This window comes from Stutzerimonas azotifigens (genome assembly GCF_013522725.1).
Taxonomy (GTDB): Bacteria; Pseudomonadota; Gammaproteobacteria; order Pseudomonadales; family Pseudomonadaceae; genus Stutzerimonas; species Stutzerimonas azotifigens_A.
The window spans coordinates 35514-61226 of the sequence record NZ_JAAMRF010000014.1 but is presented as its reverse complement, the minus strand read 5'-3'; the positions used below and the strand labels follow the sequence as shown (position 1 = coordinate 61226).

Below are 25713 nucleotides of genomic sequence, written 5' to 3'. Positions count from 1 at the left end.
GCACCCACACGAATTGCTTGATTCAGTTGTTAAAGAGCGTTTCGATCAAGTCTTTCGTCTCAACCGAGGCCGCGCATTCTACAGCAGCCTTTCTTACTGTCAAGCTGTTTTTCGAAAATCTCTTTTCATTTCAACAGCTTATCGCTTTAGCGAGCCGGTGGCTGCTGCAGCGAGGAGGCGAATAATACAGGCTCCAGAAATGGTGTCAACGCCCTTTTGGAAAAAAGACGCATGCAGTTTCGCTGATGCCTACCTGGCTGGCGCCAGTACCGGCTGCGGCCTTCTGTTCTTCTACTATAGGAAGTAGCCAAGGCCCCGCGCCTACAGACGCCTCGGACCGCCCAACCACGATCCGAGCCCCTATCGAAGGACCAACCAGACGAACCATGCCCTACCTGAAAGCTCTCCATCACGTGGCGTTGATCTGTTCCGACTACCCACGATCCAAGCACTTCTATACCCAGCTGCTGGGACTGGAAGTTATCGCCGAGACCTACCGCGCCGAGCGCGACTCCTGGAAACTGGACTTGAAGGTGGGCGACGCCCAGCTCGAGCTGTTCAGCTTTCCCGACGCGCCACCGCGGCCCTCACGACCGGAGGCTCAGGGGCTGCGGCACTTGGCCTTTGCCGTGGATGACCTGGACGCGACCCTCGCGCTATTGAATGCCTGCGGGGTAGAAACCGAAGCAATACGCCTCGACCCACTCACCGGGCGACGCTTCACCTTTTTCGCAGATCCGGATGGCCTGCCGCTGGAGCTCTACGAAAGCTGAGGAGTCGTGCTCCAATCAAAGCCTCGCTGACGACCACACCCGCAGGAGAGATAGCCAATGCAAAAACGTCGCTTCAAACAGGTCGATGTGTTCACCCGCCAACCCTACCTAGGCAACCCCCTGGCCGTCGTGCTCGATGCGGAGGGACTCGACAGTGAACAGATGCAGGCCATCGCCCGCTGGACGAACTTGGCAGAAACCACCTTTGTTCTGCCTCCTACCGATCCGCAGGCCGATTACCGGGTGCGCATCTTCTCCCCGGAAACCGAGTTTCCCTTCGCGGGCCACCCTACGCTCGGTACCTGCCATGCCCTGCTGGAGGCGGGCGTGCTGCCCAGGACCGCGGGCCAGTTTGTGCAAGAGTGTGGCGTCGGCCTGGTCAACGTGGCGAAACTGCCCGACAGCTCGTTGTCCTTTGCCGCACCTCAGGCGGCGCTGCTCCCGCTCGACGAATCCATTCGCAGCGAACTCACCGTTGCCCTTGGCACGGACCAGCTAAGCACCCGGCTCCCCGCCGTGGTGGTGGACATGGGCATCCGCTGGCTGGTGGTGCGAATCGACTCGGCCGGCGCCTGTCTGGCTGTGACGCCCGACCCCACCCGAATGACCGCGCTGAACGAGCGCTGCCAGATCTCCGGCGTTGCACTCTACGGGCCAAGCGCTGAAGGTGAGCCGAGCACCTATGAATTGCGGGCGTTGCTGGCCGAGCAGGGCATGCTGTCCGAGGACCCGGTCACCGGAAGTGCCAATGCCTGTCTCGCCCGGGTTCTGCAAAGCCAGGGTTTTCCTGACCCGGGTACCCAAGAGGGTTACCGCGTGCGCCAGGGCACTGCACTCAAGCGCAACGGCCAGGTGTCCGTGCGTTATCTTGGTCAGACCCCCTGGGTCGGTGGCCACAGCCTGACGCTGGTCGACGGTACGCTCATGGCGTGACATCCACGCCCTCCGGCCTGCGATAACGCAACAGGAGGATCAAAGGGCTCGACGAGTTAACAGTTCGCAGCCTCAACTGGCGCTTGGCGATGACAGGATCACCAACCCCCCGCATCATTGGCATTTCGCCGGCATGCCGACGGACGGCGCTAGAAGAAGGAACTGACCCGCATGCTCCGTACCCCTGCTCATACGATGCTCGATTGCGCAGCGCTCAGCTCGCCCGGTCGAGTCCGGGACCACAACGAAGACGCCATGCTCGATTGCCCGGCACTGGGGTTGTGGGCGATCGCAGATGGCATGGGCGGTCACCAGCGCGGGGAGGTCGCCAGCGCCCTGGCGCTCCAGAAGTTGCAGGAAGAAGTGGCACAGGGGGAAGAGCTCGGGGATGCGATCCACACGGCCAACCAGGCCATTCTGCAGGCCGCGGATGGCGAAGGCATGGGCACCACCCTGGTGGCGGCACAGTTTGACGGTGCCCTGTACCGGATCGCCTGGGTCGGCGATAGCCGCGCCTACCGGGTCAGCGCAAATGCCATCGAAGCGCTCAGCCATGATCACAGCTGGGTGCAGGCGATGATCGATGCGGGGCAGCTCGACGCCGACGCCGCCCGCAATCATCCCCGGCGCAATGTCATTTTCCAGTGCCTGGGACGTGAGGAGTCGCTGGAGGTTGGCGAAGCCAGTGGCACGCTGCAACCGGACGAAGTGCTGTTGCTGTGCAGCGACGGGCTGAGCGGAGAGCTCACCGATGCGCAGATCCATGAACAATGCGTCACCGCCGTCAGCCTGGAGGACATGGTCGTGCAACTGGTGCACAGGGCCAACGAAGCCGGCGGGCGGGACAATATCTCCTGCATCGTGCTGGGACTCGCCATGCCACCGCCGCCGAGCGAGTCCCGTCCCAGGCGTCTGCTCGACAAGCTGCTCAAACCCCTCAAGCAGTAACGGACCGAGCTCAGTCATGACCGAACGGATGCTAGAAATCACCGGCTACCGCGTACACGGCAGGCTCGGCAAGGGCGGGATGGCCGAGGTCTACCTCGCCACCCAGCTTTCGCTGCACCGCGAAGTCGCGGTCAAGGTGCTGCTCGATGCGCAGGACGAGGCGTTCGCCCAGCGCTTCATTCGCGAAGGACATATCGTCGCCTCGCTGCGGCACCCGGCGATCATCACCATCCACGACATCGGCCAACTCGCCGATGGTCGTCATTACCTGGCGATGGAATATGTCGCTGGCGGTGACCTCGCTCGACACAAGGGCGAAGTCTTCGCGCCGCAACAGGCCCTCGAGATCGTTCGGCAGGTGGCTGCGGGCCTTGCGGTCGTGCACGAAAAGGGCCTGGTGCACCGTGACATCAAGCCGGCCAATATCCTCTTTCGCGAAGACGGCAGCGTGGTGATCACCGATTTCGGAGTGGCCAAGGCGCTGGAGCTGGACAACGAGCTGACCCAGTACGGCATCGCCGTCGGCAGTCCTGCCTACAGCAGCCCGGAGCAGGCCCGCTGCGAGCCGCTCGACGCCCGCAGCGACATCTACAGCCTCGGGGTGATCCTGCTGGAGATGCTCACCGGCAACAATCCCTACCGCGGCAACAGCTACACCCAGACCGTACTCAACCATGTGCAGATGCCGGCCCCGGCACTGCCCTCCTCGCTCGCTAGCCTGCAGCCGCTGTTGCAGCGCATGCTGGCCAAGGAGCCGCAGGCGCGCTTCGCCGATTGCCGCGAGCTGCTGATCGCGATCGAAGCGCTGAGCGAGCTGGACCAGGATCTAACCCGCATCGCACCTGCCGTGAAGGTCGCCCCAAGGCCGCCAGCGCAGCGTTCCAAGGCTCGACGACTGCTCGCCGTCACGCTCGCCCTGGTGCTCGCGACCTTCGCAGGGCTCGGCGGCTACCAATGGCACAAGCACACACGCATCGCCGTGCTGCTCGACCACGGCGAGGCCAGACTGGCCGAAAGCCGTCTGCTGTCCCCACCGCTGGACAACGCCGACCATTATTTCCGCCAAGCGCTGTTGCTCGACGCGGACAATGCACAGGCGCAGCAGGGGCTGGCCCGGGTGCTCGAGGCGCGAATCGAGCAGGACCTGGCTTTGGCTGCCCAGCGCCTGTCCGAGGAGCGCCTGCTGCTGCCCGAGGAGGACAGCGCCGTCTATTACTACCGCAAGGTGCTGGGCTGGTCGCCGGACAACCCCACCGCGCTAGCCGGGCTGGCCGAGGTGGTGCAGCGCTACATCGGCCTGACCGAGAGCGCCTATGCACGGCGCGAGTACTCGCTGGCCCATGAATATATTCAGCAGGGCCTGGAAACCTCACCGGACGACGCACGCCTGCTGGCCTTGCGAGACAGCCATCTGCAGCGCATCGCCGAGACCCGCGGGCCAGCCGCTGCACCGCGCACCGCCTCCGCCAGACCGAATGCGCCACGCGCGGCGACCCGCCCCACCGAGCCCGCACCGAATCCGGTGAAGCGCCTGTGGAACAACCTTTTCAACTGAACCTTTTTGCAGCGATACCGCCGAGGTAGACGTCAGTCATGCTCAAGATTCATTTCGTGGACAACCGTCAGGGCCCCGTCTGGCTCGCCGACGAGCGCTTCACCATCGGCCAGGACAGCCGCAACGACCTGGTGATCGACGCCCCTGAGGTCAGCCCGTTCCACGCCGAAATACGCCAGGACCACGGCTTCTATTACCTCACCGACGTCGGTTCGCAGAGCGGCACCTATGTCAACGACGAGAAGATCGGTGCTCGCTTCCAGATCCGCTCCGGTGACCGCGTGCGCCTGGGCGGCGTGGCGCTGGACTTCATCGACCCAGCCAAGGCCGCCTCGAAGACCGGCCCGACACCGCGCTGGCTGCTGCAGGTGATCCAGGGCGAGAATCAGGGGCACAAGTACCATGTGATCGGCTCGATGACCTTTGGCCGCTCGGTAAAGTGCGAGCTCTGCTTCACCGACCCGGAGCTGTCGCGGCGCCACGCCGAGTTCTACCTCAAGGGCGACGTGCTGGAGGTCAAGGATCTGGCATCGGCCAATGGCGTACTGGTCAACCAGCAGAAGGTGACCACTACAGTGCTGCAACCGGGCGACCAGATTCAGCTCGGCTCGGTCATCCTGCTGGTGATCGGCCCGAAGGTGCAGCTGCCGCAGGCGATCGATGAAGACGCGACGGTATTCATGCAGGCGGTCGACCTGCCCAAGCTGGAGAAGCCTGAGAAACCGAAGGCACCGCCACGCGCCCATACGCCCAATCCGCTACGTGCCGCCGCCCAGGGGACCACACAGAGAGACGTCGAGCCCACCGTGGCGGCTCGCGCGGTCAGCCGGCGCTGGCCCATGGTGCTGGCAGGCGCCGTGGTGCTGGTAGCCGTAGCGCTGGTGCTGCCGCAACTGTTGTAAAGGAGGCCTAGCGCCCCAACCAGTCGATGATTTCGACGATCAGCAGAACGCCGCCGCCAAGCGTCAGCAGCACGCCTAGCGCATAACGAAAGGCCTTTGCCGGGCGCAGCCGAACGCGTCGGCCGTCGTCCGGCTGCTCGGCGCCTATCCGTGGCAGGATGGAACCGCCTGCGCCATTCAGGCCATCGCAGCCTGATAGCGGCGTTGCACCTCGGGCCAATTGATCACCTTGTAGAAGGCGCCGATGTATTCCGGACGCCGGTTCTGATAGCGCAGGTAGTAGGCATGCTCCCAGACATCCAGACCGAGGATCGGGGTATTGCCATGCATCAGCGGGCTGTCCTGGTTGCCGGTGCTTTCCACCACCAGGGTCTTTTCCGGCGTCACACTCAGCCATGCCCAGCCGCTGCCGAAACGGGACACCGCCGCCTTGGTGAAGGCTTCCTTGAACGCCTCGAAACCGCCGAGCTGTCGATCGATCGCCTCGGCCAGCTCGGCCTCGGGCACAGCGGGCGGATTGACTGCCATGACGGTCCAGAATAGCGAATGATTGGCATGGCCGCCGCCCTGGTTGATCACCGCCGGATGCAACGATTCGGGCAGCTGATCGAGCATCGTCAGCAACTGCTCGATGGGCACTTCGGCCCACTCGCTGCCCTCCAGCGCCGCGTTGAGGTTGTTGATATAGGTCTGGTGGTGCTTGGTGTGGTGGATCTCCATGGTCTGCGCGTCGATGTGCGGCTCCAGCGCATCGTAGGCGTAGGGCAAAGCGGGCAAGGTGTGGGGCATGTCAGTGGACTCCGTGAAAGGGACCGTTCTGCATCAACACCTGGCGCTGCAACAGCTGCGCCAGTGGGTGGCGACTGCCCTTGAGCAGACGTAGGGTCCGTGGGTAATGACCGTGGCGTGCGATGAAACCCAGCAGCTCTCGATAGCTGTGCCCGCTATGGCGCAGCACCGCCTGACGCAACGCCGGTGACAGGCGCTCGTCGACAAGGCTCTCGAGCAGCCGCTCATGGATGGCGCAGAGGTATTCGGCGCTTTCTTCAGGTTGATTCAAACGCAGGTGGACGTCGGCAAGGTTGTGATGGGAGATCACATAGGCGGCCACCGCCTCGTCCGGATCAGGCCAGCGGTCGAACAGCACTTGAGCGAGGGCCAGTGCCTGCAGGTAATGCTCGCGGGCGTCGACATAGTCGCCTTGGGCGAAATAACGGTTGGCCAGCTCGATGGTGCGTTTCCAGTGCTGCATGATCAATCTCCTGGGCGCATGGCGCGCCAGTGGATGAATGCGTTAGCTACGCGAGTCCGCGTCTATAGATAGGTCCGCGCTAATGCGATTGATTATTAAACTCATGATCAGCAAATACAAGCGCTGCCGTCCCTGCCCGACGAGCTGTCGTGCCGCTGCACGGAATCATCGACGTCCGTAGCATCCAATGCTGAACAGGCGCCGCCTTACGCGGCGCCCCTGTTGCAGGAGAACCTATGAACACGGCATTCATCGGCCTGGATTACATCGTCGAGATCACTCACCCGGACGGCAAAATGGCAGCGGCCGCCGACCAGGTGCGCGAGCGGAGCGTCATCGAAAAGGCCAACCGGGCCCTGACAATCGCACGAAACAAAGGCTGGCTTTCAGTGCTGGTGAAGGTCGGCTTCGAACAGGGTTATCCCAACCACCCAGCCCATTCCCGCCTTTTCGGCAAGGCGCGCGAGGCGGGATTGCTCGAGGCCGGCAGCGCCGGCATGGCGTTCCACCCCGAACTCGATGCGGAACTGGCCGACATGGTGATCGTCAAGCCAAGGGTCAACGCCTTCTACGGCACGGGGCTGGAGCCGGCATTACGCGCGCGGCGGGTCGAGCGGGTGGTGCTGGCCGGCGTCAGCACGGCGATGGCGATCCAGAGCGCGGCCCGTGATGCCCATGATCGCGACTACGAAGTCCTGATTCTCGAGGAAGCCTGCGCGGCTGCCAGCGAGGCCGATCATCGAGACTCGATACGTCTGCTCGACACCGTGGCCAGGGTGGTGACACTCGAAGAGCTCGAAGCGCTGTGACCAGCGTTCGGTCCGCATAGGCATGCACATCCTTTTGTGCTGCCAAGGGATCGTCAAGACCGCGAAGCTGTCGGAGCGCCGCTCGCGGCGCCGAATGCATCACCGCGCGGCCTGCTCCCCCGGAGCTTCGGCCGCGCTCGATGCGGATCAACCCGGCGGGTTGGCCAGGCCTAGCGGCATTGCGCCGAGCTGACCTTCGGTATCCGGCCTCGGTATCCGGGCCAAGGCGAGATAAGCTTCGCGCCAGGCCCGATGAGCTTCGTCGCTCCAGACCAGATAATGCAGACGCGCCAGGCCCTGGGGATCGTCGAGCAGCTTCCAGCGCGCCTCATCGGTACCGTTCGGTCCGGTCGCCAGCACCTTGGCCAGGCGCTTCGCCCGCAACGCTTCTGCCGCTGGCACCGACTTGCCATGTCGACCACGGGCCATCGCGCTGGCCAGGGCGTTGATCCGTGGCTCGACCACCGCGCGCAGGAAGCCATGGCTCAGCGCGTTGCGGTTGTTCAGCTGCAGGTAACGATCGGTAGCCTCGAGTTCGCGTGGCGGTGCGTATTCCTCCGGGATCAGGAACAGCTTGGCGCGCCGGCTGGAGAGCCCTGGACGGGTGCGGCTGGAGAACACCGACACCGGCGCCGAGAGCATCAGCGACACTACGATCGGCGCCAGCCACCAAAGGAACAGCGGATCGAGCCAGGCGACGCCAGCCGTCCAGACCACACCGAGCAGCATCTGCCAGCCGTGACGGGCCAGCGCCTCGCTCCAGGGCGTTGCATCGTCGTCGCGCTTGGGCGAATTCCACTGCACCGACCAACCCAGGAACGCGGCGGTGACGAACACCGTGTGGAAGAGCATCCGCACCGGCGCAAGCAGAACCGAGAACAGGGTTTCGAGCAGCATCGACAGCAGCAGGCGGATACCACCACCATATTCTCGTGCACCCTTGGCCCAGATCAGCACCACGCTGAGCAGCTTGGGCAGGAACAGCAGGGTCAGGGTGGTGGAGAACAGCGCGATGGCCTGTTGCGGATTCCAGCGCGGCCACACCGGGAACAGCTGCCCTGGCTGGAAGAAGTACTGCGGCTCCATCAGCGTGTGGATCGCCAGCAGCGCGGTGGAAAGGATCAGGAAGAGAAACCACAGCGGCGCCGACAGGTAGGACATCACGCCGGTGAGAAACACCGCGCGGTGCACCGGATGCATGCCCTTGACCAGGAACAGGCGGAAGTTCATCAGGTTGCCGTGGCACCAGCGGCGATCGCGCTTGAGCTCATCGAGCAGGTTCGGCGGCAGTTCCTCGTAGCTGCCCGGCAGGTCGTAGGCGATCCACACGCCCCAGCCGGCACGGCGCATCAGCGCGGCCTCGACGAAGTCGTGGGAGAGGATCGCACCGGCGAACGAGCCCTTGCCGGGCAACGGCGCCAGGGCGCAGTGCTCGATGAAGGGTTTGACCCGGATGATCGCGTTGTGGCCCCAGTAATGGGATTCGCCGAGTTGCCAGTAATGCAGGCCTGCAGTGAACAGCGGACCGTAGACGCGCGTCGCGAACTGCTGCATGCGCGCATAGAGCGTGTCCATGCCCGAGGCCTTCGGCGCGGTCTGGATGATCCCGGCGTTCGGGTTGGCTTCCATCAGCTGGACCAAACGGGTCAGGCATTCGCCGCTCATCACGCTGTCGGCGTCGAGCACGACCATATAGCGGTACTCGGCGCCCCAGCGGCGGCAGAAGTCGTCGATGTTGCCGCTCTTGCGCTTGACCCGGCGGCGGCGGCGCCGATAGAAGATGTGCCCGAACCCATTCACCTCGCGACACAGGTCCAGCCAGGCCTTCTGCTCGGCGACGCACTTGTCCGGATCGTTGCTGTCGCTGAGCACGAACACGTCGAAATGCTCGAGCTGGCCGGTGGCCGCCAGCGACTCGTAGGTGGCACGCAGGCCGGCGAACACCCGGGCCACGTCTTCGTTGGCGATGGGCATCACCAACGCGGTGCGCGCCTGCGGATCGATGGGCTCGTCGCCGACGGTATTGGCCGAGATGCTGTAGCGATCACGCCCGCGCAACAGTTGAAGAAAACCCATCAACGCGGTCCAGAAGCCGACCGACACCCAGCAGAACAACAGAGCGAACAGCAGCAGAATGCTGGTCTGCACCGCATAAGGCAGCACTTGCATGACGGTCGTCAGGGCCCCCTGCTGGCGAATCTCATCCAGGTTCAGGTCCATCAGCGCCCAGCCCTGGTAGGGCAGCACCGCCTTCATGTACCAGGTCGCCACGCCAGTCTGGATGAGCATCAGCGCCACCAGGACGAAACGCCGGTACGCCGCGACGGTACGCCAATGCGCTTTCGCGTCGGCTTCGCCTGCAGGTATTTCCTCGGGACGCTTGTGACCGAACAGCTTGCGCCAACCGCGTACCAGTGGGTTGGTCTGCCAAGGATCGGGCACCATCGGCGAGCGCACGATGGGGGGCGTGCTCTTGATGAAGACGCGCCCCTGGTGGTCAGTCATGAGCAGCTGCCCCTGGTCCAGGGCGTCGCCCCAGTCGTCCTGTAGACGCGCCACTGTCGAGCCCAGTACGGCGTCCTCAGCAGCCTCGCCGGGATGCGTCTCGGCGCCAGCCAGGGCACGGTGCAGCGCCTGCAGGTCGCCGCCCTCGGCGGCAACCCGGCTGGCCAGCGCTTGGCGCTGGTCGTCGTTCAACGCGACCTGGGCGAGGTAGAGGCGCGCATTATCCGGTTCGATTGAACTAGTCATGGACGGGTATCTGGTAGCTCCAGGTTTCCGAGAGCGGCTTGTCTTCCTGCATCAGCGCGGCGCGGAGTTCGACCGGCTGCGCGGGATCCTTGATCTTCAACCGCACGGTCAGGCGCCAACCCTCGGTCACCGGGTTGTAGCGGACATTGTTTTCCACCAGTTCGCCGTTGGCATTGACGCTGACTTGCGCGGTTACCGGCGTATCGGCAGGCAGGTTCGCCAGCACGGGGCCTTCGAAATCGACGATGTAGGCCGTGCTGCCGTCGGGCTGGCGGATCAGGTTCGGCTGCTTGACGTCGCCGATCGACAGGCGAGTCTGCTTGACCCAGGCGAGCTGCGGGTCGTGCAGCGCCGGCTCGTCCATGGTGAAGTGCAGCCGATAGGCCAGCTCCAGCGGCTGGCCCTGTGCGGGCAGCTCATCGGGCGTCCAGAAGGCAACGATATTGTCGTTGGTCTCGTCCGGCGTCGGGATCTCCACCAGCTCGACCTTGCCCTTGCCCCAGTCGCCGCGGGTTTCCACCCAGCCGCTCGGGCGCAGGTCGTAGCGGTCGTCGAGGTCTTCGTACTGGCTGAAGTCGTGGCCGCGCTGCATCAGGCCGAATCCTCGCGGGTTCTCGACCGCGAAGGTGCTTACCGCCAGGCGCCTGGGGTTGTTCAGCGGACGCCAGATGCGTTCATCGTTGCCGGCGTGAATGGCCAGGCCGTTGGAATCGTGGATCGCCGGGCGGAAGTTCGGCTGGTTGCTCGGCTGGTTCGGGCCGAACAGGTACATGCTGGTCAGCGGGGCGATACCCAGCTTGGCGACGTTCTCGCGCAGGAAGACCTTGGCCTCGACGTCGAGCGTGCTGTCCTTGCCGGGCGTGACGACCATGCGATAGGCACCAGTGGCGCGGGGCGAGTCGAGCAGCGCATAGATCACCAGGTTGCGGCGATCTGGCGCCGGATGCTCGATCCAGAACTCACTGAAACGGGGAAATTCCTCACCCGACGGCAAGGCGGTGTCGATCGCAAGACCACGCGCCGACAAGCCATAGATCTGTCCCTTGCCAATCACACGGAAGTAGCTCGCGCCCAGCAAGGTCATCAGCTCGTCGTCGCGCTTGTCGGCGGCGTTGAGCGGGTACATGACCTTGAAACCTGCAAAACCCAGGTGTTCGAGCGAAACGGGATCGAGCTGCAGGTTGCCGAAGTCGAAGTAATCCGGTGAGTAATCGATCTCGTCGACGCCCGTGGCGGTGATCTCGTGGATCTTCACCGGCACGTCGAAATGCATGCCCTGGTGATAGAAGAACAGCTGAAAAGGGGTTTTCTCGTCGGCCCAGCGGCCTTTCTCGGTGCGGAAGCGGATCTGCTGATAATCGGCAAATTTCATTTCGCGGAACACGGCGGGCAGATTGCTTTGCGGCGCCACGTAGGGGCGACCGGCCAGTTCCTTCGCCTTGACCTCAACGTCATCCAGGCTGAACGCCCAGGCGCTGGTCGCCACGCTGGTCAACAGGCAGGACAGCAGCCAGACGGCCATCCTGTTGCGCGGTTTTGCTGACATCGACAACCTTTTCACTAACACATCTTGCCCCTTAGTTCGCACAGGAATTCGTCGCTCGACCGGACCCCGGAATGAAGCCAGGTTGGCCAGACAGCATCGATACGAAGAAAACGATTTGTTCTTGTTGCCGCCGGGCTCATTGCATCCAGCGGATCGACCGAGTAGCGGGTCTTGAAACCGGCCTGGTCCTTAGTCAGCGGGGCGTATCTTATCCAGTCGGATGACCGCTGACAGCGGGGGTAGCCCCCCGTTCGATAAAATTTTTTGCCATAAGTTCGGTGCCTGCTCCGACAAGGCTCCAGGCGTTACTAACTAGGCCTTCTACACGCCGGCAAACCGGCACTCGGCAGGCCTTCTGACAAGCTGCCGGCGTTGATTGCAGCACCTCTGCACAGGCGCGTCACGGCCATTCGCAGTAGGCTGGGTGACCGACACAACAGCAGCCAGCGCATCGATGGACATCAAGCAACTGCGGTTCCTCATCGCTCTCGACGAAACCGGTCATTTCCGCGAGGCGGCCCAGCGCTGCCATGTCACCCAACCGACCCTGTCGATGCGGCTGCGCAGCCTGGAAGAGGAACTGGGCCTGCAGCTGGTGCGGCGCGGACAACGTTTCGAGGGGTTCACCGCCGAGGGCGAGCGCATCCTGGCCTGGGCCCGCACGCTGCTCGCTGCGCAAGAGGGGCTGCTCGCCGAAGCGGCGGCCTGTCGCGGGCAGCTGGTGGGCACCTTGCGCCTGGGTGTGGTGCCGCTCGCCGGCTGCGATCCGCTGCGCCTGGTGCAGCAGTTCGCCGAGGCGCATCCGGAGCTGCGCTTCCAGCTGGTGGCGCTGAGCAGCGAAGAAATCCTCGAACGCCTGGCGCGCAACGCGCTGGATCTCGGGCTTTCCTACCTCGACCGCCTCGATCCGGAGCATTTCAGTGCGCTGCCGCTGGGACATACGCGCATGGGATTGCTCCACGACCTTCGCCATTTCACCTTTACCGACGAATCACTGGCCTGGGAGCAGGTCGCCAGCCTGCCGCTCGGCCTGTTGACCGGTGGCATGCACTTTCGCCAATCGATCGACCATGCGCTACGCAGCCGCGGGCTGGTGCTGCAGCCACGCGTGCAGACCGATGCGGTGCATCATCTTCTGCAGGCGGTCAGCCTCGGACTGTGCTGTTCGATCATGCCGCTCGACAGCGGCCTCGACGCCCTGGCCGAACACCTGACCCTGACACCCATCGCCGAGGCCCGCACGCTGGCGCCACTGGGGCTGATCCTGCGTCGTGCGGCGCCCCGTTCGGCGCTGGCCGAAGCCTGCTTCGCCGAGGCCGGCGTGCTGTTACAGGCGCAGGCCCCAGGCTGATCAAACGTCGGCCGATGATCGACCGCATCGATCAGCGCATCGGTACTGGCGATTGGACGCACGCCGGAACGGCGCCCTAGGCTGATGGCATCGAGGTCGCCTCAACGCCAGCGTGACCCGCCCTGCGTGCAGCCGAGGTCGTCATCATGTCCCTCCCTCCCCAATCAGAAGCTCGCTACCGTCCTTACCCCGGCGCCGCCGGCGGCTGGGGCGCCTTGCGCAGCGTCACCCGCGCCTGGCTCGGTAGCGACAACGCGCTGAAGAACATCCGCACCCTGCTCAAGACCAACCAGAACGGCGGCTTCGACTGCCCGGGCTGCGCCTGGGGCGAGTCGCCCGAAGGGCATGTGGTGAAGTTCTGCGAGAACGGCGCCAAGGCAGTGAACTGGGAAGCCACGCGGCGCCGAGTCGATGCCGCCTTCTTTGCGCGCTACAGCGTCAGCCAGCTCGCCGCGCAGAGTGACTATTGGCTCGAATACCAGGGCCGCCTCACCGAACCGATGCGCTACGACCGTGCCAGCGACCATTACGTGCCAATCGGTTGGGACGACGCCTTCGCCCTGATCGCACGCCATCTCCAGACCCTCGAGAGCCCGGATCAGGCCGAGTTCTATACCTCCGGCCGCGCCAGCAACGAGGCGGCCTTCCTCTATCAGCTGTTCGGTCGCACCTTTGGCACCAACAACTTTCCCGACTGCTCGAACATGTGCCACGAAGCCAGCGGCGTCGCGCTCGGCCAGAGCATCGGTGTCGGCAAGGGCACGGTGACCTTCGGGGATTTCGAGCACGCCGATGCGATCTTCGTGCTCGGGCAGAACCCTGGCACCAACCACCCGCGGATGCTCGAGCCGTTGCGCGAGGCGGTGGCCCGCGGCGCCCAGGTCATCTGCTTCAATCCCCTGCGCGAACGCGGCCTGGAGCGCTTCCAGCATCCGCAGAAGCCGCTGGAGATGCTCGGCAACCGGGACGCACCGGTCACCAGCGCTTATTTTCGGCCGCGCCTGGGCGGCGACATGGCGGCCCTGCGCGGGATGGCCAAGTTTCTCCTGCAATGGGAGCGCGAGGCGCCCGGAACGGTGTTCGACCAGGCCTTCATCGCCGGACACACCGAAGGGCTGCAGGCCTATCTCGCCGAAGTGGACGCCACGCCCTGGGGGCAGATCGAGGCGCAGTCGGGGCTCGCGCTGGCTGAAATTGAGCAGGCAGCGCTGCATTACCGCCGCGCCGAGCGCAGCATCGTCTGCTGGGCGATGGGCATCACCCAGCACCGCCACTCGGTGGCGACCATCCGCGAAATCGCCAACCTACTGCTGTTGCGCGGCAACATCGGCAAACCCGGTGCCGGCGCCTGCCCGGTGCGGGGCCATAGCAACGTGCAGGGTGACCGCACCATGGGTATCAACGAACGCCCACCGGCAGCGCTGCTCGACGCCCTTGAGCGCCAGTTCGGCTTCGCCGTGCCGCGCAGGCAGGGTCACAACACCGTCGAGGCCATCGCCGCCATGCACAGGGGCGATGGCCGCGTGTTCATCGGCCTGGGCGGCAACTTCGCCCAGGCGACGCCGGATTCGCAGCTGACCCACCAAGCCCTGACGCGCTGCGAACTCACGGTGCAGATCAGCACCAAGCTCAACCGCAGCCACCTGCTCTGCGGTCGGGAAGCGCTGATCCTGCCGTGCCTGGGACGCACCGACATCGACCGCCAGGCCTGCGGCCCGCAGGCGGTCACGGTCGAGGATTCGTTCAGCATGGTGCATGCCTCCTTCGGCCAGCTCGAACCGCTGTCGCCGCAGATGCGTTCGGAGCCGGCCATCATCGCCGGCATCGCCGCGGCAACGCTCGGGGCGCAACCGGTCGACTGGCTGCACCTGGTAGAGGACTATTCGCGTATCCGCAGCCTGATCGCGGCGACCATCCCCGGGTTCGCCGACTTCAATGAGCGCCTGCGCCACCCCGGCGGCTTCTACCTGGGCAACAGTGCCGCGGAGCGCCACTGGGCCACACCGAGCGGCCGCGCATGCTTCTCGGCCTGTGCGCTGCCACAGGATTTGCTGCCGCAGCAGGTTCGCCGCAGCGGTCGGACGCCGGACCTCACGCTGCAGACGTTGCGCTCACACGATCAATACAACACCACGCTTTATGGGCTCGACGACCGCTACCGTGGCGTGCGCGGCATGCGCGAAGTGGTATTCGTCAATCCGCAGGACATCGCGCGACTGGGTCTGGCGGCGGGCCAACAGGTCGATTTGGTCTCGCTGTGGGACGACGGCCTCGAGCGCCGCGTGGAAGGGTTTACCGTGCTGGCCTATGACACGCCGCCCGGCCAGGCCGCCGCGTATTACCCGGAAACCAACCCGCTGGTGCCGCTGCAAAGCGTCGGCGAAGGCAGCCATACGCCGACCTCCAAAGCCATCGCCATCGTCCTGGAACCGACCCGGCAGCCAACGCAGATCCGCTTGCAACCGCAGCCCGCCGCCTGAGAGCGGCGTAGCTGCCGGATCTACACATTCCCCGCTTCTCGAACGACTGACCGTACCTTTTCGCAGACCCAGTCAGTGAGGCTCACAGCTGCAGCGGTGCGCGGCGGCACAGCGTCACCAGCGCCTGAACCCAGTCCGGATGGGCGTTCAGGCAGGGCACCAGCTGCAGGTCTTCGCCGCCCGCGGCGATGAACTGTTCGCGGCCGCGATCGCCGATTTCTTCCAGCGTCTCGATGCAATCGGCAACGAAGGCCGGGCACATCACCAGCAACTTGCGAACCCCCTGCTGCGCCAGCGCGTCCAGCCGCGCCTCGGTGTAGGGCTCGATCCATTTGGCACGGCCCAGACGTGACTGAAACGCCAACGACCACTGCTGCGGCTGCAGCCCCGCCCGCTCGGCGAACCCCTCAGCGGCCTTGAAGCACTGGGCGCGGTAGCAGGTTGCGAGCACGTCGCCCTCGGCGCGCTGGCAGCAGTCGGCCTCCTTGAGGCAGTGATTGCCGCTCGGATCGCGCTTGTGCAGATGGCGCTCGGGCAAGCCATGGAAGCTCAGCAGCAAATGATCGAAGCCGTCATCCAGATAGGGCCTGGCGCTTGCGACCAGGGCATCGAGGTACTCGGGCTGGTCGTAGAACGGCTGCAGCACCGACATCTGCAAATTCAACCGATGCGCGGCGATGACCCGCCGAGCCTCCTCGATCGCCGTGGTGGTGGTGCTGTCGGCGAACTGCGGATACAGCGGTGCGAAGGTCACCTGGGTGGTCCCCTGCCCGGCCAGGCGCAGCAGGGCCTGCTCGATCGACGGCTCGCCATAGCGCATCGCCAATTCCACCGGACCCTGGGTCCAGTGAGGCGCTACAGCTTCCTGGAGCTGACGGCTCAGCACGACCAGCGGCGAGCCCTCAGGCCACCAGATCGAGGCATAGGCATGGGCAGACTGGGCCGGCCGCTTGACCAGGATCAGCGAAACCAGCAACCGGCGCAGCGGCCAGGGCAGGTCGACCACGTAGGGGTCCATCAGGAACTGGTTGAGGTAGCGCCGCACATCGGCCACTTCGGTGGATGCCGGAGACCCGAGGTTGACCAGCAATAACGCCTGCGTTGCCATGAATGATCCTTGTCGTCGAAAAAAGCGCCAGGCGCCGGTTGCGTCACCACAGCAGATCGGCCAGGACCCGGTCGAGCGGCAATCCGGACGCCCCAGGCCCAGCTTGAGGGGCCAAGGCCGGAACCGCGAAAGACGGCGTTACGCCGCAGCGGCACCGCGCAGGTTGAACGGTCCTGGGCCTGCGGGGCGTGCATCAGGACGCCACTCGGTGCACCTGGTCACTCACACGCGAATGCCAGGCCCATTGTCGCCCGTTACCCAGCCGGCCGCCCAGCCCACTGGCCATTCGGCTGGGCCAGATACCCGGACGCTTCGCGCTCGGCTGAAGCGCCAGCTCGGCACTCAGCCGAGGGCCATGTCGAGGAACATCATGACGCCGAAGCCCACCATCAGGCCGATGGTGGCCGGTGTCTGGTGGCCGTTGCGGTGGGTTTCCGGAATCACCTCATGGGATACCACGAAGATCATCGCCCCGGCTGCCAGACCCATGCTCATCGGGTAGGCCACGGCGAACCCGCTCGAAATGCCCAGCCCGACCAATGCCCCGAGCGGCTCCATCAGACCCGAAGCCATGGCAACCAACGCGGACTTCCAGGCCGACAGCCCGGTCGTGCGCAACGCCAGAGCCACCGCCAGCCCCTCGGGAATATCCTGGATGGAAATCGCCGTCGTCAGCGGCAGGCCGACCTTCAGATCACCGCTGGCAAAGCTGACGCCGATGGCCATGCCCTCGGGCAGGTTGTGCAGCGTGATCGCCAGGACGAACAGCCAGACCCGGTTGATCCGGGCGGCATTCGGGCCACAGCGGCCGACGCTCTCGTGTTCGTGCGGGGTGAAGTAATCGAGGCCGAGCATCAGCAAGGCACCCAGCCCGAGCCCCACGGCCACGGTCAGTGCCGCCGCCGGGCCGTTGCCGAAGATCGCTTCGGCGGCCTCCATGCCCGGCAGAATCAGCGAAAACGAGCTGGCGGCGAGCATCATGCCGGCAGCGAAGCCGAGCATGCTGTCCTGGGTACGGCCGGATATGTCTCGAAAGCCCACCGCCAGCAACGCGCCGAGCGTCGTCGCGGCAAAACCCGCACTGCCACCTAGCAGGGCGTAACCCACGTTCGACTGGTTGTCGCCCTGAAAGGCGTTGTAGAGGCTCGCCATGAGCAGGCCGAGGACGATCAGCCCGACGCCGCCGAAGCCCAGCGCGAGTCGCGGGCGAGCTTGGGCTTGCGCCAGCCAGGCGGCGCGGAAGGTGGTGTAGTCCGAAAGGTTTGCCATGGTAGTCCTAGCGCAGTCGGCGAAATGAAAGATGCAAGTCCGAGGGCCGCCGATCTCACAGCCATGAGACCTTTGCAGAGCCGATTCTGCTTTGCAGAAGCGCCTGCCAAGCAGCCGAGGTCCAGCATCCGTGTCGACGGATGGCACCATGAAAATGCGCAAAAAACACGCTCTCGCTATCAATCGCCTCGATTGACGATCGCCTAGCGTCAACGCAAAGCCCTCCGATGCCGCGCCGTCATACCTGCCAACGTCTCGACCACTGCCCGGAACGATCGTCCATCGGGCCTGTTCGGATGAAGAACGCCGGCTATGCGGCGAACCATTCATACGAATCAGGAGGATCTATGCGTATCACGCTTCCACGCCTCGGTTTCGGCGGTGCGCCGCTGGGCAACATGTTCAAACCCCTCGACGAGCCCACCGCGGACGCCACGCTGGCGGCCGCCTGGGAGGCCGGCATCCGCTACTACGACACTTCGCCGCACTATGGCGCGGGCCTGTCCGAACAACGCTTCGGCCGACTGCTGGCCGACAAGCGCCGCGACGACTACGTGCTCAGCACCAAGGTTGGCCGTCTGCTGCAGCCCGCCGACAAGCCCGACAACGCACCACCGTTCGTCGACGAGCTGCCCAATCACCGCATCCTCGATTACTCCGCCGACGGCGCGCGCCGCTCCATCGAAGCGAGCCTGGAGCGGCTCGGCGTCGATCGCATCGACGTGGTCTACATCCATGACGTATCCGAAGACCAGCATGGCCCGCAATGGACCGAATACTTCGAGCAGGCCATGAAGGGTGCGGCCAAGGCACTGATCCAGATGCGCGAGGAAGGCACGATCCGCGGCTGGGGCCTGGGCGTGAATCTGGTCGAGCCCTGCCGCATGGCCCTGGAGCAATCGGATCCGGACGTCTTCCTGCTGGCCGGCCGCTACTCGCTACTGGATCACCGCGAGGCCCTGGACACCCTGTTTCCACAGTGCGTCGAGCGCGGCGTCGGCATTGTCGTCGGCGGGCCGTTCAACTCCGGCGTGTTGGCTGGCGGGCAGAACTACGACTATGCCGAGGCGCCGGAGGAGATCCGCCGCAAGACGGCCGAGATCGAAGCCGTCTGCCAGCGCTTTGGCGTCGACATGCGCGCGGCGGCGTTGCAGTTCTGCCTGGCGCATCCGGCGGTTCTGGCCGCGATTCCCGGCACCAGCAATCCGAAGCGTCCGGCGCAGTATGTGCAGCAGTTCGAGGCAGCAATTGCGGCCGAGTTCTGGCAATCGCTGAAGGAAGAGAACCTGTTGCCTGTCGACGTGCCCGTACCGGAGGGCCGCCCAGCGTAACAGCGCACCCGCGCCTGCTGATCAGCAGCGGGCGCTCGCCCGGGTATCGGGCCCGGCAACTCCGATGGCGGTACCACCAGGAATCTGGAAAAGCTCTTCCCACCGCGTCATCGTTAGACCAACCGGTCAGCCGGTTCTCTGAACGTCGCCGTGCAATACCAGTCGACTCTTCATCGACGACTGCAGATGGAGAGCTTCCATGACAGAGCGCCTGAGTACCACGCCGCTTCCCTTCGACCCCTCTTTCGAACAGATCCCGAAGGATGAAGACGAGACGACGCGCGAACTGGTGGAAACGATGCGCTCGATCATCGAAAAGACCTATGCCGATGGTGGCCACGCTATCCGCAGCGTCCATGCTAAGAGTCACGGCCTGCTCGAGGGCGAACTGGTGGTACCCGAGGGATTGCCGCCAGCGCTGGCCCAAGGTGTATTTGCCACACCGGGGCGGCATCCGCTGGTGATGCGCTTTTCCACCAATCCCGGCGATATCCTCAGCGACAAGGTGTCGACTCCCCGTGGACTGGCCATCAAGATCATTGGCCTCGAGGGGGATCGACTGCCCGGCAGCGAAGGCCAGACGACCCAGGATTTCGTGATGGTCAACGCACCGGTCTTTGTCGCGCCCACTCCGAAGGCTTTTCTCAAATCGCTCAAGCTATTGGCCAAAACCACGGACCGCGCACCCGCAGCCAAGCAGGCGCTTTCTGCTGTACTTCGCAGCGCCGAATCGCTGCTGGAAAAAGTTGGGCGAGAAAGCGCCACGCTCAAAAGCATGGGTGGCCATCCGCCAACGCACCCGCTTGGCGAGACCTATTACACGGTGGTGCCCCTGCGCCATGGCCCCTATTACGGCAAGCTCAGCGTGGCACCGGTCACACCGGAGCTCCGGGGCCTGAACGATCAGTCGATCGATCTGGACAGCTCGACAGATGCACTACGCGAAGCGATCGTCTCGTTCTTCGCTCAAAATGGCGGTGCCTGGGAGCTGCGAGTGCAGCTGGCGACCGATCTGGACAAGATGCCCATCGAGGACGCCACTGTCGTCTGGCCTGAGGACGAAAGTCCGTACGTAACGGTGGCACGCCTTGAAGTAGCACCGCAGTCAGCCTGGAGCGACGCTCGTTCCTTACGGATCGATGACGCGATGGCCTTCAGTCCCTGGCATGGCCTAGCCGCGCACCAGCCTCTGGGGGGAATCATGCGCTGCCGCAAGCCAGCCTACGAGATGTCGGCGGGTTTTCGCGCCAGCCACAACGGCTGCCCTATCCATGAGCCCGACCGCCTCGATCCGCTACCAGGTTGAAGCCTTTGGAACCGCCTGATGCCCCGCCGCGCAGATCCGCCAAAGCAGCGATCAGGCGCGCCGGGGCGGAATCGAATTCAACACTTGCTGACGCCCGCAATCAGCGGGGTCCCAGTGAGCGGATCCTCGAGCAGCACGCAACGCACGCCGTACAGCTGTTCCACCAGTGCGGGCGTGACGATTTCCCGCGGCGGACCTTCGGCGATGATGCGCCCCTCGTTCATCGCCACCAGGTAGTCGGCATAACGGCAGGCGCTGGACAGGTCATGGACCACCATCACCACCGTCTTGCCGGCCGCCGAGAGTTCGCGAATCAGCTCGAAGACCTCGATCTGGTGGCCCAGGTCGAGCGCCGAGGTGGGCTCGTCGAGCAGCAGCAGCGGCGTCGCCTGGGCGATCGCCATGGCTATCCAGGCCCGCTGGCGTTGGCCACCGGACATCGATTCCAGCGGCCGGTGGGCCAATTCGGTGAGGTCGGCCGCCGCCATCGCCGCCTCGACGATGGCATGATCCTGCGCCGACCACTGGCGCAGCAGCCCCTGGTGCGGCTGGCGGCCGAACTGGATCAGCTCGTAGACGGTGAGACCTTCGGGCGCGGTCGCCTGCTGCGGCAGCAGGGCGAGTTGGCGGGCAACGTCCCGGGAGCGCTGCGTGTCGATCGGCTGGCCGTTGAGCAGCACCGCGCCCTCGGTCGGCGCGTGCAGGCGCGACAAGCCGGCCAGCAGGGTCGACTTGCCGCAACCGTTGGGGCCGACGATGGCCGTCACCTGCCCTTCGGGGATGCGCAGCGAGAGATCCCTGACGATCTGCCGGTCGCCATAAGCGAGTCCCAACCCCTGGGCTTCCAGAGTGGCTCCTGTGCTCGCCGCCGTGAGCAGAGGTGAAGCTGAACGACTCATAGTCCTCTCCCGCGCGACTGGCGCAGCAAAATCCACAACAGGTAAGGGCCGCCGATGATCGCCGTCACCACCCCTACCGGCACTTCTATCGGAGACAGCACGGTGCGTCCGACCAGATCGGCCAGCACCATCATCAGCGCGCCGGCCAGCGCGGTTCCCCAAACCGGCACGCCCTGGTGACCGGCCAGGTACCGTGCCATCTCCGGTGCCGCCAGCGCTACCAGGCCGACCGGCCCGACGACCGCAACCGCCAGGGCCGTAAGCACCACGGTGATGGCCAGGGTGAAGACCCGCATCCGCTGCAGACGAACGCCCAGGCCCAGCGCGACCGCATCGGCGAAGCGCATCAAGCTGAGCTGACCGCCCAAGTACTTGGCGAGCGGCAAGCAAAGCAGCAACCCACCCACCAACAGCCAGACGCTCTGTGCCGGACGCGCAGACAGGCTGCCCACCGTCCAGGCGAACGCCAGGTTGGCGCTGTCCATGTCGGCGCGGGCTAGCATCAGGTTGGTCAGCGCGCCGAACAGCGCACCCACGGCGATGCCGATCACGATGAATCGGTAGCCCCGGGCACCGGCCCCGGCACTCAGGCCGAAGGCCAGGGCAGCGGAGGTGCTCGCACCCACCAGCGCCAGCGCCGAGGGCGCGAGGGTCGTCGAGACGGCGACGATGGAGGCCACGGCGAATGCAGTCGCGCCGTTGTCGATGCCGATGATGCCGGGCGTCGCGAGTCGATTGCGCGCCAGTGTCTGCAACAGGCAGCCGCCGACGCCGAGCGCTGCCCCCGTGGACACGGCTGCCACAAGCCGCTGCAAGCGCAGCTCGCGCACAAGGAACACGTCCATGGGATCGCCAAGGCCGAACGCCGCGGCAAGGGCATCGGCCGGGGCGAGATCGGCGCTTCCGGAGGCCAGAAACAACGCGCTGGCGATCAGCAGCGCCACGCTGGTCGACATTGCGGCCATCAACCCCCGTCGGTGCACCAGAAGCGCCACCGGCCCTGCCTCGATCAACCAGTAGCCTGGCGGCACATGCGAAGCACTCATCTTTCAAAGCCTCGGGATTCGGTGGCTGCGCACCACGGCGATCAACACCGGCGCACCGATGAAAGCCGTTACCACGCCGATCGGAAGCTCGTACGGCTTGACCAGCAGACGGGAAAAAATATCAGCCATGAGCATGATCGACGGGCCGATGAGCAGTGCCAGCAGCAGCGCACGACGCACGTCGGGCCCGGCCAGACGCCGCGCGATGAACGGCACGACAAGGCCAACGAAACTGATCGGGCCTGCGGCCGACACCGCGGTACCGACGAGTATCGCCACGCTGAACAGGGCCACGATACGGGTCACCCGCGGGTGATGGCCCAGGCCGCTGGCCATCGTCTCGCCCAGCGCCAGGGCGGCCAGCGGACGGATGATCGGCAACAGCACCAGCAAACCCAGCAGCAGCCCTGGCAGCGTCCAGATCAGGACATCGTTGGAACGCCCCGCCAGCGCCCCGATGATCCAGAAGCGAATGTCGTCGGCGGTGCGCTGGTCGTGCAGCATGATCAGGGTGCTGGCGGCGAAGAGAATGCTGCTGAAGGCGGCACCGGCCAGGACCAGCCGGACCGGGTCGTCTCCGAGGCCCCGGACACGAGTGACCAGCAACACCAGCGCGCAACCGATCAGCGCGCCGCTGATGGCTACCGCGAGGTTGGCGCTGCTGGAGCTGGTGCCCAGGCTGACGGCCAGCACCACCGCGAACGAGGCGCCGGCGCTGACCCCGAGCAGCCCGGGCTCGGCCAAAGGATTGCGGGTGGCGGACTGCAGCACGGTGCCGGCCGCACCCAGGGCAACGCCCACCAGTATTCCCAGCAGCGTACGCGGCAGGCGCAGTTCGCTGATCACGAAACGGGCATCGGGGTCCGCAACGCCCCCCAGCGTCATCAGGCTGCGCCAGGGGCTGACCTGCCCGGCACCAAACAGCAGGCTCGCCAGACTCAGGAGCAGTAACGCCGCAACGGCCAGCAGAAGCATCCTGCCGAGCGACCGGTGCGTAGGACTCATTGGGCCAACAGAATCCGCTCCACGTCGTCGAGCAGCCGCTGTGCGGCGAGCAGGCCCGAGCCGCTGGTCCAGAGCTGGCCGTCCACGGTTGCCATGTGTCCATTCTTCACGGCTTCGAGGCGGCTGAATGCCGGCTGCTTGGAAGCCTGTTGCAGGGTTTCCTCCCCTTGCGGGTTGAGGGTCGCGACCAGCAGCCAGTCAGCGTCAGCGCGGCTGAGATTTTCCAGACTCAGCGTATCGCTGTGGGGCTTTTTGCCCAATTGGCCCGCCAGCTCGGGGGTTTCCAGGCCGAGCTGACGCAGAATCTGCCCGGCAAACACCTTGTCCGACATCAGAATCGGCCCCTGGGGGTTCCAGCGCAGCAGGGAGACAGTCAGTGCCTCGGGCAGTCGCTGCTCGAGCGAAGCGGCGCGCTCATCGAACTGGGCGATCAGCTGTTCGGCCTGGTCCGACTTGTCCAACGCCCTGGCATATTCGCGCGCACGCTCACGCCAGTCGCTCATCGAGCTGGTGCTGGGGATGACCGTCGGTGCGACGCGGCTGAGCAATGCATAAGTCTGATCGCTGACGAATTCCGAAGCGAGGATCAGATCCGGCTTCGTTCGGAGAATGGCTTCGAGGTTCGGCTCCCGGGTCGAACCGACGATGGTGACGGACCCCGCCTTGTCCTTGAGGTACTCGCTCACGCCCTCCGCGCCTCGTGTGGCTACGGTTCCGACCGGCTGGACGCCGAGCGCCAGGACCAGATCGAGAGCGCCTTCGTCCAGGGTCACGACCCGCTGGGGCGTCGAATCGATCTTCACAGGGCCTTTGGCTGTTTCCAGCGTCCGCGTTTGCGCGCTGGCAAGGCCTGCGCACAGGCTGGCAAGAAGTGCAGCGGCGATTGAAAAAGTCCGCAGCAGGCCAAAGCGCTGTTTGGTAGAGGTAATGAACATACCGATCCTCGTCGTGGGGACAATGGCACCCTCGCCATTGGAATGATTCTCATCAACGGGAAACTCTACCAAATCAGTGCCAGTCAGGCATAGGTCGCTATCTATTGGCGGTTCGGAATACGTAACAGAAGCTGTTGAGCCCACCAGAACGCCAATGATTGGGCGGATTTCCGCCTATAAAGCTCGTGAATGAGCGGAATAACGCCTCTTACCATCAGGCTGAAGGCGTTTTCAGCCCGTATTGCCCGCTCATTGCGGGACTGGCACGGCGCATGCTATCTGTTTCGTGTTCGATGCGACGACCAATGACAAGAATGCATGCCGCCATCGCCCCAGCCTTCCCTGTGAAGCGCTCTTCGATAACGTCCACGTGTTCTTGCTCATTCGCTCCTCCTAGGGGGCGAGTCCGCATCGTCTATCGTGAAATCAGCGTTACTAATAACAATGAAACGGAGATCTTCCATGAAACTGAGCAAGCGCTTTACCCTGCTCGCCGCCGCCGCGGCCTTCAGCGCCAGCACTGCGGCAGTCGCCGCACCGACCTTCATCAACATCCTCACCGGCGGCACCAGCGGTGTGTACTACCCGATCGGCGTCGCCCTGTCGCAGCAGTACAACAAGATCGATGGTGCCAAGACTTCGGTCCAGGCCACCAAGGCCTCGGTGGAAAACCTGACGCTGCTGCAAGCCGGACGTGGGGAGCTGGCTTTCGCACTGGGTGATTCGGTCGCCGATGCCTGGAACGGCGTAGAAGACGCCGGCTTCAAGGTGCCGCTGAAGAAGCTGCGCGCCATCGCCGGGACCTACCCGAACTACATCCAGATCGTCGCCAGCCAAGAGTCCGGCATCAAGACCCTGGAAGACCTCAAGGGCAAGCGCATCTCCGTCGGCGCACCCAAGTCCGGTACCGAGCTCAATGCCCGTGCGATCTTCAAAGCCGCCGGCCTGACCTACAAGGACATGGGCGCGGTCGAGTTCCTGCCGTACGCCGAGTCGGTCGAACTGATCAAGAACCGTCAGCTCGACGCCACGTTGCAGTCCTCCGGCCTGGGCATGGCGGCGATTCGCGATCTGGCCTCGACCATGCCGATCACCTTCGTCTCGATTCCCCAGGATGTGGTCGCCAAGATCGACAACGCCGCGTATCTGGCCGCCACCATCCCGGCCGACACCTATGACGGCCAGTCCGCCGACGTGCCCACCGTGACCATCAACAACATCCTGGTGACCCACGAAGGCGTGTCCGACGAAGTCGCCTACCAGATGACCAAGCTGATGTTCGACAACCTCGAACGCCTGGGCACGGCGCATTCCGCTGCCAAGGACATCAAGCTTGAAAAAGCTGCCGAGAACCTGCCGATCCCGCTGCACCCGGGCGCTGAGCGGTTCTACAAGGAAGCTGGCGTTCTCAAGTGAACACCTGGTGCCGGGCATCCGGCACCTTTCCTTCGGGCGCCGAACCTAGCTAGCGACCGGTTCGGCGCACCTTCGCACCTGCATGTTGTACTGAGGCA

22 protein-coding genes are annotated in these 25713 nt (G+C 64.7%); 12 read left to right on the top strand and 10 right to left on the bottom strand.

Features of this window, described 5'->3' with window-relative positions; translation table 11 throughout:
* The 6 genes from G7026_RS22560 to G7026_RS21710 form a co-directional block, all read left to right on the top strand.
* Window positions 1–307, top strand: a 307-nt coding sequence (locus G7026_RS22560; RefSeq protein ID WP_219858547.1) for a hypothetical protein, incomplete at its 5' end; no start/stop codon positions are given.
* 79 nt (window positions 308–386) lie between these two features.
* Window positions 387–773, top strand: a complete 387-nt coding sequence (gloA2, locus tag G7026_RS21730; RefSeq protein WP_181073145.1) for an SMU1112c/YaeR family gloxylase I-like metalloprotein — start codon at window positions 387–389, stop codon at window positions 771–773.
* Window positions 774–830: 57 nt separating this feature from the next.
* Window positions 831–1706: a PhzF family phenazine biosynthesis protein gene (locus G7026_RS21725; RefSeq protein ID WP_181073144.1), complete on the top strand. Its 876-nt coding sequence runs from the start codon at window positions 831–833 to the stop codon at window positions 1704–1706.
* Between the two features lie 171 nt (window positions 1707–1877).
* Entirely contained in the window at window positions 1878–2654 is a 777-nt protein-coding gene (locus tag G7026_RS21720) for a PP2C family protein-serine/threonine phosphatase (protein ID WP_181073143.1), read from the top strand.
* A 16-nt stretch (window positions 2655–2670) separates the two neighbouring features.
* The gene (locus G7026_RS21715) at window positions 2671–4209 is read left to right on the top strand and encodes a serine/threonine-protein kinase (RefSeq protein WP_181073142.1); all 1539 of its coding nucleotides are present in this window, start codon (window positions 2671–2673) and stop codon (window positions 4207–4209) included.
* A 38-nt stretch (window positions 4210–4247) separates the two neighbouring features.
* Window positions 4248–5111 (top strand): FHA domain-containing protein, encoded by an 864-nt coding sequence (locus G7026_RS21710; RefSeq protein ID WP_181073141.1) that lies wholly within the window; start codon window positions 4248–4250, stop codon window positions 5109–5111.
* Between the two features lie 177 nt (window positions 5112–5288).
* Here the strand turns inward: G7026_RS21710 and G7026_RS21705 are convergent, their stop codons facing one another.
* Both G7026_RS21705 and G7026_RS21700 read right to left on the bottom strand, forming a co-directional pair.
* Window positions 5289–5900: a superoxide dismutase gene (locus G7026_RS21705; protein WP_181073140.1), complete on the bottom strand. Its 612-nt coding sequence runs from the start codon at window positions 5898–5900 to the stop codon at window positions 5289–5291.
* 1 nt (window position 5901) lies between these two features.
* A complete protein-coding gene (locus tag G7026_RS21700; RefSeq protein WP_181073139.1) occupies window positions 5902–6363 on the bottom strand; it encodes a tetratricopeptide repeat protein in 462 nt (153 codons plus the stop codon).
* Window positions 6364–6599: 236 nt separating this feature from the next.
* Between G7026_RS21700 and G7026_RS21695 the strand changes: the two genes are divergently transcribed.
* Entirely contained in the window at window positions 6600–7172 is a 573-nt protein-coding gene (locus G7026_RS21695) for an isochorismatase family cysteine hydrolase (protein ID WP_181073138.1), read from the top strand.
* Window positions 7173–7319: 147 nt separating this feature from the next.
* Here the strand turns inward: G7026_RS21695 and mdoH are convergent, their stop codons facing one another.
* On the bottom strand, window positions 7320–9923 hold the full coding sequence (gene mdoH / locus G7026_RS21690) for a glucans biosynthesis glucosyltransferase MdoH (protein ID WP_181073137.1): 2604 nt from the start codon (window positions 9921–9923) through the stop codon (window positions 7320–7322).
* Window positions 9916–11445 (bottom strand): glucan biosynthesis protein G, encoded by a 1530-nt coding sequence (locus G7026_RS21685; protein ID WP_181073149.1) that lies wholly within the window; start codon window positions 11443–11445, stop codon window positions 9916–9918. Before G7026_RS21685 ends, mdoH begins: the two co-directional genes overlap by 8 nt.
* A gap of 478 nt (window positions 11446–11923) precedes the next feature.
* Between G7026_RS21685 and G7026_RS21680 the strand changes: the two genes are divergently transcribed.
* Window positions 11924–12820 carry a LysR family transcriptional regulator gene (locus G7026_RS21680; protein WP_181073148.1) on the top strand — a complete coding sequence of 299 codons (897 nt, stop codon included), beginning with the start codon at window positions 11924–11926 and terminating at the stop codon, window positions 12818–12820.
* Window positions 12821–12966: 146 nt separating this feature from the next.
* Window positions 12967–15300 carry an FdhF/YdeP family oxidoreductase gene (locus G7026_RS21675; protein ID WP_181073136.1) on the top strand — a complete coding sequence of 778 codons (2334 nt, stop codon included), beginning with the start codon at window positions 12967–12969 and terminating at the stop codon, window positions 15298–15300.
* A gap of 82 nt (window positions 15301–15382) precedes the next feature.
* Here G7026_RS21675 and hemH read toward each other — a convergent pair whose 3' ends face one another.
* Together hemH and G7026_RS21665 are read right to left on the bottom strand one after the other, a co-directional pair.
* A complete protein-coding gene (hemH, locus tag G7026_RS21670; RefSeq protein WP_181073135.1) occupies window positions 15383–16408 on the bottom strand; it encodes a ferrochelatase in 1026 nt (341 codons plus the stop codon).
* A gap of 342 nt (window positions 16409–16750) precedes the next feature.
* The gene (locus G7026_RS21665) at window positions 16751–17677 is read right to left on the bottom strand and encodes a ZIP family metal transporter (RefSeq protein WP_181073134.1); all 927 of its coding nucleotides are present in this window, start codon (window positions 17675–17677) and stop codon (window positions 16751–16753) included.
* A 347-nt stretch (window positions 17678–18024) separates the two neighbouring features.
* Between G7026_RS21665 and G7026_RS21660 the strand changes: the two genes are divergently transcribed.
* Together G7026_RS21660 and G7026_RS21655 are read left to right on the top strand one after the other, a co-directional pair.
* Entirely contained in the window at window positions 18025–19008 is a 984-nt protein-coding gene (locus G7026_RS21660) for an aldo/keto reductase (protein WP_181073133.1), read from the top strand.
* 199 nt (window positions 19009–19207) lie between these two features.
* A complete protein-coding gene (locus G7026_RS21655; protein ID WP_181073132.1) occupies window positions 19208–20314 on the top strand; it encodes a catalase family protein in 1107 nt (368 codons plus the stop codon).
* A gap of 77 nt (window positions 20315–20391) precedes the next feature.
* Here the strand turns inward: G7026_RS21655 and G7026_RS21650 are convergent, their stop codons facing one another.
* The 4 genes from G7026_RS21650 to G7026_RS21635 are packed head-to-tail and all read right to left on the bottom strand — an operon-like array spanning window position 20392 to window position 24199.
* The gene (locus G7026_RS21650; protein ID WP_181073131.1) at window positions 20392–21213 is read right to left on the bottom strand and encodes an ABC transporter ATP-binding protein; all 822 of its coding nucleotides are present in this window, start codon (window positions 21211–21213) and stop codon (window positions 20392–20394) included.
* Window positions 21210–22259 (bottom strand): FecCD family ABC transporter permease, encoded by a 1050-nt coding sequence (locus G7026_RS21645; protein ID WP_181073130.1) that lies wholly within the window; start codon window positions 22257–22259, stop codon window positions 21210–21212. Before G7026_RS21645 ends, G7026_RS21650 begins: the two co-directional genes overlap by 4 nt.
* A gap of 3 nt (window positions 22260–22262) precedes the next feature.
* Complete coding sequence (locus G7026_RS21640) at window positions 22263–23264, bottom strand: FecCD family ABC transporter permease (RefSeq protein ID WP_181073129.1); 1002 nt, start codon at window positions 23262–23264, stop codon at window positions 22263–22265.
* Window positions 23261–24199, bottom strand: a complete 939-nt coding sequence (locus tag G7026_RS21635; RefSeq protein WP_181073128.1) for an ABC transporter substrate-binding protein — start codon at window positions 24197–24199, stop codon at window positions 23261–23263. Before G7026_RS21635 ends, G7026_RS21640 begins: the two co-directional genes overlap by 4 nt.
* Before the next feature lie 462 nt (window positions 24200–24661).
* On the opposite strand from G7026_RS21635, the gene G7026_RS21630 reads away from it, so the two are divergent.
* Complete coding sequence (locus G7026_RS21630; RefSeq protein ID WP_181073127.1) at window positions 24662–25615, top strand: TAXI family TRAP transporter solute-binding subunit; 954 nt, start codon at window positions 24662–24664, stop codon at window positions 25613–25615.
* The last annotated feature ends 98 nt before the right edge of the window (window positions 25616–25713 follow it).

Bases quoted from the DNA above. Each gene is read 5' to 3' on its own strand.
- G7026_RS21660 (WP_181073133.1), top strand. From the start codon at position 18,025: ATGCGTATCACGCTTCCACGCCTCGGTTTCGGCGGTGCGCCGCTGGGC.
- G7026_RS21695 (WP_181073138.1), top strand. From the start codon at position 6,600: ATGAACACGGCATTCATCGGCCTGGATTACATCGTCGAGATCACTCAC.
- G7026_RS21720 (WP_181073143.1), top strand. From the start codon at position 1,878: ATGCTCCGTACCCCTGCTCATACGATGCTCGATTGCGCAGCGCTCAGC.
- G7026_RS21655 (WP_181073132.1), top strand. From the start codon at position 19,208: ATGACAGAGCGCCTGAGTACCACGCCGCTTCCCTTCGACCCCTCTTTC.
- mdoH (WP_181073137.1), bottom strand. From the start codon at position 9,923: ATGACTAGTTCAATCGAACCGGATAATGCGCGCCTCTACCTCGCCCAG.
- G7026_RS21700 (WP_181073139.1), bottom strand. From the start codon at position 6,363: ATGCAGCACTGGAAACGCACCATCGAGCTGGCCAACCGTTATTTCGCC.
- G7026_RS21715 (WP_181073142.1), top strand. From the start codon at position 2,671: ATGACCGAACGGATGCTAGAAATCACCGGCTACCGCGTACACGGCAGG.
- G7026_RS21675 (WP_181073136.1), top strand. From the start codon at position 12,967: ATGTCCCTCCCTCCCCAATCAGAAGCTCGCTACCGTCCTTACCCCGGC.
- G7026_RS21685 (WP_181073149.1), bottom strand. From the start codon at position 11,445: ATGGCCGTCTGGCTGCTGTCCTGCCTGTTGACCAGCGTGGCGACCAGC.
- G7026_RS21650 (WP_181073131.1), bottom strand. From the start codon at position 21,213: ATGAGTCGTTCAGCTTCACCTCTGCTCACGGCGGCGAGCACAGGAGCC.
- G7026_RS21645 (WP_181073130.1), bottom strand. From the start codon at position 22,259: ATGAGTGCTTCGCATGTGCCGCCAGGCTACTGGTTGATCGAGGCAGGG.
- G7026_RS21630 (WP_181073127.1), top strand. From the start codon at position 24,662: ATGAAACTGAGCAAGCGCTTTACCCTGCTCGCCGCCGCCGCGGCCTTC.
- G7026_RS21725 (WP_181073144.1), top strand. From the start codon at position 831: ATGCAAAAACGTCGCTTCAAACAGGTCGATGTGTTCACCCGCCAACCC.
- G7026_RS21680 (WP_181073148.1), top strand. From the start codon at position 11,924: ATGGACATCAAGCAACTGCGGTTCCTCATCGCTCTCGACGAAACCGGT.
- G7026_RS21710 (WP_181073141.1), top strand. From the start codon at position 4,248: ATGCTCAAGATTCATTTCGTGGACAACCGTCAGGGCCCCGTCTGGCTC.
- G7026_RS21705 (WP_181073140.1), bottom strand. From the start codon at position 5,900: ATGCCCCACACCTTGCCCGCTTTGCCCTACGCCTACGATGCGCTGGAG.
- G7026_RS21635 (WP_181073128.1), bottom strand. From the start codon at position 24,199: ATGTTCATTACCTCTACCAAACAGCGCTTTGGCCTGCTGCGGACTTTT.
- gloA2 (WP_181073145.1), top strand. From the start codon at position 387: ATGCCCTACCTGAAAGCTCTCCATCACGTGGCGTTGATCTGTTCCGAC.
- G7026_RS21640 (WP_181073129.1), bottom strand. From the start codon at position 23,264: ATGAGTCCTACGCACCGGTCGCTCGGCAGGATGCTTCTGCTGGCCGTT.
- G7026_RS21665 (WP_181073134.1), bottom strand. From the start codon at position 17,677: ATGGCAAACCTTTCGGACTACACCACCTTCCGCGCCGCCTGGCTGGCG.
- hemH (WP_181073135.1), bottom strand. From the start codon at position 16,408: ATGGCAACGCAGGCGTTATTGCTGGTCAACCTCGGGTCTCCGGCATCC.